This is a genomic window from Methanobrevibacter sp. 87.7 (genome assembly GCF_002208625.1).
Classification (GTDB): Archaea; Methanobacteriota; Methanobacteria; order Methanobacteriales; family Methanobacteriaceae; genus Methanarmilla.
In genome coordinates, this window is record NZ_MRCT01000004.1 from 18,577 (window position 1) to 27,779 (window position 9,203).

General features: G+C 22.7%; 6 protein-coding genes. 4 read left to right on the forward strand and 2 right to left on the reverse strand.

Annotated elements, in window-relative coordinates; all coding sequences use genetic code 11:
* The first annotated feature begins 123 nt into the window (after positions 1–123).
* Together BGI41_RS00450 and BGI41_RS00455 are read left to right on the forward strand one after the other, a co-directional pair.
* A complete protein-coding gene (locus tag BGI41_RS00450) occupies positions 124–396 on the forward strand; it encodes a hypothetical protein (RefSeq protein ID WP_088538290.1) in 273 nt (90 codons plus the stop codon).
* Positions 397–460: 64 nt separating this feature from the next.
* Positions 461–2,449: a glycosyltransferase gene (locus tag BGI41_RS00455; protein ID WP_088538291.1), complete on the forward strand. Its 1,989-nt coding sequence runs from the start codon at positions 461–463 to the stop codon at positions 2,447–2,449.
* 56 nt (positions 2,450–2,505) lie between these two features.
* Here the strand turns inward: BGI41_RS00455 and BGI41_RS00460 are convergent, their stop codons facing one another.
* Both BGI41_RS00460 and BGI41_RS00465 read right to left on the reverse strand, forming a co-directional pair.
* Positions 2,506–4,257, reverse strand: a complete 1,752-nt coding sequence (locus BGI41_RS00460) for a glycosyltransferase (RefSeq protein WP_088538292.1) — start codon at positions 4,255–4,257, stop codon at positions 2,506–2,508.
* Between the two features lie 379 nt (positions 4,258–4,636).
* Positions 4,637–5,569: a glycosyltransferase family 2 protein gene (locus tag BGI41_RS00465; protein WP_088538293.1), complete on the reverse strand. Its 933-nt coding sequence runs from the start codon at positions 5,567–5,569 to the stop codon at positions 4,637–4,639.
* A 307-nt stretch (positions 5,570–5,876) separates the two neighbouring features.
* Here BGI41_RS00465 and BGI41_RS00470 point away from each other — a divergent pair, with 307 nt between their 5' ends.
* Both BGI41_RS00470 and BGI41_RS00475 read left to right on the forward strand, forming a co-directional pair.
* Positions 5,877–7,475: a DUF2142 domain-containing protein gene (locus tag BGI41_RS00470; RefSeq protein WP_088538294.1), complete on the forward strand. Its 1,599-nt coding sequence runs from the start codon at positions 5,877–5,879 to the stop codon at positions 7,473–7,475.
* 144 nt (positions 7,476–7,619) lie between these two features.
* Positions 7,620–9,170, forward strand: coding sequence for a DUF2142 domain-containing protein (locus BGI41_RS00475; protein WP_088538295.1), 1,551 nt, complete (start codon positions 7,620–7,622; stop codon positions 9,168–9,170).
* Positions 9,171–9,203: the final 33 nt, after the last annotated feature.

Below are 9,203 nucleotides of genomic sequence, written 5' to 3' on the forward strand. Positions count from 1 at the left end.
TTTTGTTAATATATTTATAATTTTAAAGTTCAATTTCCAATATATTATATTTAGATAAAATAATTATGAATATAAATATAATTTACATGGAAAATATATTTTAATTTGATTCAGGTTATTATTATGGATGAAAAAAATAAGATTGTTAAAGGTGAAGCTTTAAATAATTCAGAACCAAAAATTGAAGTTTCTCTTGAAGATTTAAATAGACAATTAGAATTCTACACAAATACTTTAGTTCAAATAGAAAAATTAAATCAACAGTATATTAATAAAATTAACAAACTTCAAAATGAAAATAATTATTATAAAGCTCTTTTAAACACCAAAGTTTATATATTTGCAAGTTATTTAAGAAATTTCATTGATAAAATTAAAACAATTTTTAAATCATGATTTTAATATAATATCTTTTTTAATATAATTTAAATTTAATATATGAAAGTTCTAGGTTAATAAAATGGTTAAAATTTCAGTTATAATACCTGTTTTTAATAAAGAAATATATCTAAGAAAATCTATAGATAGTGTACTTAATCAAACAATGAAAGACCTTGAAATTATATGTATAAATGATGGTTCAACTGATAATTCATTAGATATTCTAAAAGAATATGAAGACAAATATGAATTTATTAAAGTTTATAGTCATGAAAATCAAGGTGCTGGTATAAGTCGTAACGAAGGAATAAAAATAGCTAAAGGAGAATATATTGCTTTTTTAGATGCTGATGATTATTATATAAATAAAGAATCTTTAGAAAAACTATATAATACAGGAAAATTAAATAATGCTAATTTAGTTTCTGGAAATATAAAAATAATAAATTCAAAAGGTGAAGTTAAAACTACAAGTGATTCAAAATATTATAAGAATAATATTATAATCAAACCTGAAGAATATGGTATACCTTGGTATTTTTACAAAAACATATATAAAAGAGAATTTTTAATTTCAAATAATATTTATTTTCCAAATTTAATTATTGGAGAAGATTCTGTATTTTTAGCTAAATCATTATCTAAATTAGATTGTATTTACATTGTAAATATAGATCTTTATGGATATTGTTACAAAGACAATACAAATAAATCTAATAATCCTAAAGCAGTCTATGATTATGTTAAACAATTTGAATGTATATTTAAGTACTTTAAAAATCCTAAATTTAATAAAATTAAACATGATTATGAATATAAATTATTTAATTTTGCTAATAGATTAAGTACAAAAAACAAAGAAATTATGCTATCTGCAATTAAAGAAATATTTAAAGATAATTTAAACATAATTAAAAGATTTGAAGATTATTACTATCTAAAATATTCAAATAATAAAAAATTAATGGAAAATTTAAATATAACCCTAGAAAAACCTAGAATATCTATTATAATACCACTTTATAATACAGAAAAATATCTTAATGAAAATATAGATAGTATTCTTAAACAAGATTTTGAAGATTTTGAGATTATATATGTAAATGATGGTTCAACAGATAAATCATTAGAGATACTAGAAAGCTACAAAGACAAAAGAATAAAAATAATAAATCAAAAAAATCAAGGTGCAGCTGTTGCAAGAAATACTGGATTAAAACACAGCAATGGAGAATATATATACTTTATAGATTCAGATGATTATATAACACCAAATACACTTAAAAAATTATATGAAAATGCAATAATTAATGATTCAGAAATAGTACTTTATAAAATAGCAAAATTCAATGAAGATAAAATAAGATACAATGCACCAGGTTTTGATTTTGAAAAGAAAATCAAAAATATTAATTTTAAACATTATACTTTCGATTATCATAAAATAAAACATTATATATTCAATGATTCCTTTTCACCATGTAATAAATTATATAAAAAAGAATTTTTAGATTCTAATAATTTTTACTTTAAAAATGGACTTATATTTGAAGATGTTCCATTTCAAATAGAAACCATGCTAAAAGCAGAAAAAATGTCTTATGTTCCAGAATATCTATATTATTATAGATCAAATCCTAAATCTGTAATGAACAAATATGAAAATAGAGAAGATATCTATAAAATAATAGACATTGTTGAAGAATTCTTAAAAGAAAATAATTATTACAATGAAGTTAAATATGAATTTGACTATTTTAAACTTTTACAAATATCACAATATATAATACCAGCAAACACAGAAAAATACTTTAAAAAAGCAAAAAAAGAATTAGAACAAGTAAATATCAATGAAAATAAACTAGTACCAAAATCAAAAATAAAAACATATAATATGATTATAAACTCTAATTCACTTAATGAATATAAGATAAAAAACTACGAAAAACAAATTAAAATACTAGAAAAAGAAAATAAAAGATTAAAAAATAAAAACAACTTAATATTAAATTCCAATAGTTGGAAAATAACGAAATTCTTAAGAAAAATAAGAAATATAAGAAAATAATTAATAATTATTTAATTATATTTTAATCTTTAAAACTAATTTTTTAAATTTATAAATTATTGTTGTGTATCAACAGAATAATTTTCATCAGTAGTATTAACTGAATTATTTAAAGTAGATAAATCAAAGTTTAAAAACGGACCTCTATTTGAATCAAATGCATTTCTTACTGATGAAGTATATCCTTTATTTATTAATTTTATATTATGATTACTATAATTCCAATCAATTGATTTATTATCTGATAAATTATCTTTTACAAAACTACCTAAATATTCATCATTTACATTAATATAATAAGTATTATTATCAAATAATACTGCTGAAGATGATGTAATATACTGATTATCTATGTAAATATCAAATTCTGTTGCATTTACTGAATTATAAGAAATATTATAATTTTCAGTAATATTATAATTTAAATCAGATATATTAGAAGCACGGACTGTATGTTTTACATATGCTTTATAGAAAACATTAGAAATACGACTATTAGATATAACATTACCTGATCTAATTCCTAAATATGAACGTGCAGAAGATGGTAATCTAAGAATATTATCTTCACCTGGCCTTGTTTGATTGATTGTATAGGACTCCTCTCCTAAAGTAATAGTATCACCATAAATCATCTGCAGTGTTTGCATTGCAGAAAATGGCATTCTAATTATATTAGATTCATTTTCTATTGCACTATCTACAGTATAAGGTCCTCTTACTGCAATATGATCATTAGAACCTTGTCCAAAAATAACTAAATTTCTAGATGTTGCTTCAATAGATATTTGACCATTATCACCAATAGTAGTAGCAGACATAAATGTTGAAATCATCAATATTAAAAGGAAGAATACAATAATAATTGGAAAATGCATTTTAATAAATGATTTCAGAACATTTTTATTAGCTGGAGACTTTCTAAACATTACAATTGACTTAAAAATTAATTTTATTAAGTAAACTATTGATATAATTATCCCAATAATACCAATCAATATACCTAATTGGAAAGGTACAGGTTGTACAAAGAATACTAAAAAAAGGCCTAAAATAATAAGAGATAAACCTAATATACTCATTCTAATATAGTTACCTAAGGAGTCAATCATAGTAAGACGTCCATAGTTAACTGCTCTTGAAATAATTGTTCTTACAACTTCATTAGCCATTTGATGAAGGTCACTAAGTGGAGACATATCATGTTCAATATCACCAATATCTACTTCTAGAATTTTAATTCCACGGACATCAGCATCAAGTACAATACCAACATCTACACCATAATCACTTTCAAAATTAAGCTTTTTTAAAATTGAACGTTTACCTGCAAATTGACCACTTAATGGTTGTTCATAGTTAACTTCAGGGAAAAAGAATTTAAGAAGAGGTTTTGCTGTAAGTTCAGTTACACGGCCACTTTCTCTTGCAAATTTAGTTTTAGTTATATCAGCTTTTCCTTCTAAAATAGGTTTAATAATTATATCAACTTTTTCAGGAGTTAAATTTTTAATATCTGCATCAATAAATGCAATAATATCTGCATTACTTGAATCTACACCTGTTTTAATTGCAGCTCCTTTTCCTTTATTAACCAAATGATCAATAACGACAGCTCCTGCATTTTTAGCTTCATTATGAGTATTATCTGTAGATCCATCATTAACTACAATAATATTATTAATATAATCTAATTGTTTAATAACACTAACTACACTAGCAACTGATTCTTCTTCATTAAATGCAGGAATTACAATATCAACTTTTTGATATTTTGAAGAATTAGATGATTTTGATTTATTAAACAATTTTTTACCTCACAATATAAATTTAATTAAAAATTCCATTAATAAGAATAATACTATTAAAAACCATAGTTAAAATTTTAAAATGTTTATAATATTAAATCTATGATTAATTTATAATTTAAATTATAATATAATTAAAATTATGTATAATTATTATATCAACTTTTTTTAAAATAAAATAAAATTTATAATTTACTAAAAATTTATTAAATATTATAAATTTTATAATTTAAAATCCATGATAAGATTACATTATAAAACTTAAAAAGAATTATAATTTAACTAAAATCCACAATAAAAATTACCTTATAAAACTTAAAAAGAATTATAATTTAACTAAAATCCACAATAAATTACCTTTAGAAAAATTTAAAGGAATTTAATCCTTATCATCTTTAAGTAAGCGAATTAAAGTTAAATGTTGCTCAAAGTTTTGATCATGTTGTTTTTTAAGAACATGTAAAATGACACCTGATAAAAATATCATTACAGCAATTAAAAATACAACTCCAACTGAAATTAAAGTTGGTACTTTTGCTACTGTACCAGTACTTAAGAAATTTAAAAATACTGGCATAAAGTATACAAATGCTATAATAAGTAAGATTACAGTTACTATTGAGAAAAAAGATAATGGTTTTGTATCTCTAAATAATGAACAAATAACACGAATAACTTTAAATCCATCAGAAAAAGTATTAAGTTTTGATACACTACCTTCCATTCTATCTCTATATTCAATAGGAACTTCATAAATTTTAAAATTATGATTTAATGCAAAAATAGTCATTTCAGTTTCTATTTCAAATTCTCTTGAAGAAACTGGATAAGATTTAACAAAATCATAATCAAATGCCCTCATACCAGTCATAATATCATGTAAATCACTATTGAAGAATTCATTAATAGCTTTACGTACAAAAACATTTCCACTATTGTGGAAAGGACGTTTGTTCTCAGTGAAATAAGTAGAAGATAATCTATCACCAACAGCCATATCTGCTTTACGTTCTAAAATAACTTTTTCAAGCTCTACAGCTGCTTCAGCAGGATAAGTATCATCACCATCTACCATAATATAACAATCTGCATCTATATCTCTAAACATAGACCTTACAACATTACCTTTACCTTGTCTATATTCATACCTTACAATAGCTCCTTCTTTTCTAGCAATTTCATCTGTATTATCACTAGAATTATTATCATAAACGTATATATCTGCATGTGGCATTACTCTTTGAAAATCATTAATAACTTTCTTAATTGTTAATGCCTCATTATAACAAGGAATCAAAATAACTGTCCTCATATAATCACTAACACCTTTTTTATATTATATTTATTTTTATAATTTATTTAATAAAAAGTTTTATATTACTATAAAAACTGATAAAAAAAGATTTAAATTAATTAATTAAAAATTTAAAAGTTTATAAAATTAAATCTTTAAAAAATCTAAAAATCACTAAATAAAATAAATAAAATAAATTATAAATAATAATAAGAACATATAAAGTTTTAATATATTATATAGAAAGAAATAGTGAGATTTTTAGGTATTCCTAAATTATAATTCTTTTAATTTTAGTAAAACAAAAAATTAATATGTGAATAAAATGGAGATAAATAAACCAAACTGGCTAAATCCAGAAACATTAAAATACATTTTAATAGAATGTAAATGGTATATTCTTCTTTATATTGTAATGATTCTATCATTCTCTATTTTTCAATTGTTTATTTATAAAAATCATGCTTCAATTCCACGTGAAACCATTAGTTTAATAATTTTAACTATTGTAGGAGTACTATGTATATTATATCATAATGGAAACAAGAAAAAAATACATAGAATAGCTTTTATAACAATTATAATATTTGGTATTATAACTCTTGTTTTATCACCTATTCTAATTGGTTGTGATGAAGATGAACATCTTGCAAGAGCAGATTTAACTTCAGAAGGTATTCTTGTTCCTCATTATCAACATATAGGAAAACATAGAGGATATTATGTAGAACAAGTTTGTATAGATCTTGATGGAAAAAATAGATTTAAAACTATTTACTCAACTGCAATTGATGATCAAAAAATTAATAAAAAACATGTATTAGTAGAAGCAGCATTTGCTCAAAATCCATTTTATGCATATCTTCCACAAGGGTTTGGAATATGGCTTGCAAAAGAATTAGGTCTTAATTCGATTTGGGTATTATGGTTAGGAGGATTATTCAACTTATTAATGTATGGAACAGTCTCATCCTATGCAATTAAAAAGACACCAATACTTAAAATGCCAATGCTTGCAGTTGCCTGTTTACCATTTGCAGTTTATGAAGCATGTACTTTAAGTTCAGATTCATTTGTATTATGTTTCTCACTACTATTAATGGCCTATTTCTTCTCATTATATAAAGCAGAGGAAAGAAGTGTAAGCAAATTTAATTTATTAATATTCTTTATATTATGTTTATCTGTAGGTTTAATTAAACCACCATTATTATTCTTAGCAACCCTTGTTTCAATAATACCTAAAAAGAATTTTAAGTCATTAAATGATTATAAAGTAGGTTTAATTGGAATAATACTTGTATTTGCACTTGGTGTAATATGGAATGTAACTTATTCAATGCCTGGAATGAGAAATTCCCATAGAGGACCAAGAGCAGTAGCTATGGATATTGATACGAAATATCAATTAATATTCATGTTTTCAAGTATTAAAAACTTCACATTAATAATGTGGGATATAATATCAAAAACATGGTTTGTAATAGCAGATATGTTTAGATTTGCAGATTGGCAAGGAAAATATGCTGTATATTCCTCAACAATAATGGCTGTTGTATTTGCAATATATTATGGACTTACTAGTTTCTTATATCCAATAAAATATGAAATAAGTAAAAAACAAAGAACAATTACTGCAATAATATTCTTAATTCCATATATTGCATTATTTTTAATACAATATTTAACATGGACTCCTGTTGGATCTTTTAGAATACAAGGAGTTCAAGGAAGATACTTTATACCATTATTAATGTTATTACCATTTATACTAAACATTAACAGTGAAAATACAAGATATGGAGAAAGAATAAGGAAAAAACTTACTCTTACAAGGTTAAATAAGATTAATTTATTCTCTTATGTAATAATAATTGGTTTATTATCTTGTTTACAAATCTTAACAGTAGTATTATACTACTAAAACACAATACTAAAAATCTATATAAAAATAATAAAAAACATAAAATATTGTTAAGATTATTTAAATGAAATATACTAATAAAAATTAAATTAAGAAAAAATCTTAATTTAATCTATTTTTTAATTAATTTAATAATGGATTAATATGAATAAACTTGAAAATATTTTCAATAAAAATAGAAATTATATTTTAATCTATTTAATATGTTTAATTTTTTTTAGCTTTTATCAATACTATTTTTATGGAAATTTCGGAACAATTAATAGAGAAATTGGAATATTCATTATACTTACAATAGTAGGAATCTTTTGTTTAATCTATAATAGCTTAAATAAAGATAAACTTCATAAAGTGGCCTTTATAATTACAATATTATTTGGTATAATTACTTTATTATTATCACCGCTTCTCATAGGTTGTGATGAAAGTGAACATCTAAATAGAGCAGAATTAACTTCACTTGGAGTTATTAATCCACAATATATTACTATAAATAATAATACAGGATATAAAGTTGAACATTTTTGTAGTCACCTTACAGGAACAAGTAGATTTAATACAGTATTTACAACTAATTGGGATGATGAAAAAATAGATAAATCAATTATACTACAAAAATCAGCATTTGCACATAACCCATTTTATGCATATCTTCCACAAGGATTTGGAATATGGCTTGCAAAAGAATTAAATCTTAATTCAATTTGGGTATTATGGTTAGGAGGATTATTCAACTTATTAATGTATGGAATAGTTTCATCTTATGCAATTAAAAAAACACCAATACTAAAAACACCAATGTTGCTTATTGCATGCTTACCATTTGCAGTTTATCAAGGAACTACTGTAAGTTCAGATGCATTTGTAAATTCTTTCTCACTACTACTAATGGCCTATTTCTTTTCAATGTATAAAGCTAAAGAAAAATCATTAAGTGGTAAAAACTCTTTAATATTTATGATTTTATGTATAAGTGTAGGATTTTTAAAACCACCATTATTATTGTTTATATTCTTAATATTACTTGTTCCACAAAATAATTTTAAAAATAAAAATAATTATAGACTTGGTTTTATACTTATATTAGCCGTCTTTATAATAGGTGGATTATGGAATGTATTTTATGCTATGCCTCAATCTATGAATTCGTTTAGAGGACCAAGAGCAAAATTACTTCCAGTAGATGCTAAACTACAATTAAAATTTTTACTTGGAAGTATGAATCATATTATTATCATCTTTCAAAACATATTAAGTCAAACTTGGTATGTAATAAAAGATATTTTTAGATTTGCAGATTGGCAAGGAACACAATTATATGCATCAACATTAATGGCTATAGTATTTAGTATATACTACTTAATTATCTCATTTATATCACCAGAAGAATATAAATTAAGTATTAAAAGAAGAACTAGTGGAATTATAATTTTTATTATAATATACTTTGCATTCTTTATAGTTCAATACCTTACATGGTCAAGAGTAGGACAATTAACAGTTACTGGTGTTCAAGGAAGATACTTTATACCATTACTTATGTTATTACCATTTTTACTTAATATAAATAGTAAAGACAGCGAAAATAAAATTAAACCATTAATAAATAAAGAGGAGCTTAATAATTTAACAGTACTTATTGCAATAACATTACTTGGATGTTTACAACTTTTAACAATTGGAGTATTTTACTAAATATTTAATAAAAACAGGAATTAATATTAAAAA

What these genes read in the sequence shown, in the direction of transcription:
- BGI41_RS00450 (WP_088538290.1), top strand. Translation starts at nt 124, where the DNA reads ATGGATGAAAAAAATAAGATTGTTAAAGGTGAAGCTTTAAATAATTCA.
- BGI41_RS00455 (WP_088538291.1), top strand. Translation starts at nt 461, where the DNA reads ATGGTTAAAATTTCAGTTATAATACCTGTTTTTAATAAAGAAATATAT.
- BGI41_RS00465 (WP_088538293.1), bottom strand. Translation starts at nt 5,569, where the DNA reads ATGAGGACAGTTATTTTGATTCCTTGTTATAATGAGGCATTAACAATT.
- BGI41_RS00470 (WP_088538294.1), top strand. Translation starts at nt 5,877, where the DNA reads ATGGAGATAAATAAACCAAACTGGCTAAATCCAGAAACATTAAAATAC.
- BGI41_RS00475 (WP_088538295.1), top strand. Translation starts at nt 7,620, where the DNA reads ATGAATAAACTTGAAAATATTTTCAATAAAAATAGAAATTATATTTTA.